Below are 316 nucleotides of genomic sequence, written 5' to 3' on the forward strand. Positions count from 1 at the left end.
GATCAAGGCCCAGCTGCTGACGCCTGTGCCGGTCGGGCCAAGCCTGACCCATTGCGAGGACTGCGACAACGAGATCCCGCCGGCGCGGCAGGCTCTGGGCGGTAAAACGCGGTGCGTCCCGTGCCAAACGAGCTTTGAGCAGAGTAAACGCTGATGACGACTGACGCCGGACGCCTCGGAACGCTGGAGCAGAGATTCGCCGTATTTGAACACCGGCTGAGCGAGTTGGAAGACCGCCACGAAACCGTGCCTACCCGCGTGACCAAGTTGGAACAGGGGTTCGAACACATGGCCGGGCAACTGTCGGAACTGAACG

At 62.7% G+C, this 316-nt stretch carries 1 protein-coding gene; it reads left to right on the forward strand.

Features of this window, described 5'->3' with window-relative positions; genetic code table 11:
• Positions 1 to 154 (forward strand): TraR/DksA C4-type zinc finger protein (locus ACW9IR_RS29840; RefSeq protein WP_457466198.1); only part of this gene is annotated, 154 nt, incomplete at its 5' end.
• Between the last annotated feature and the right edge of the window lie 162 nt (positions 155 to 316).

The organism is Pseudomonas sp. SDT291_1_S447, from assembly GCF_054070155.1.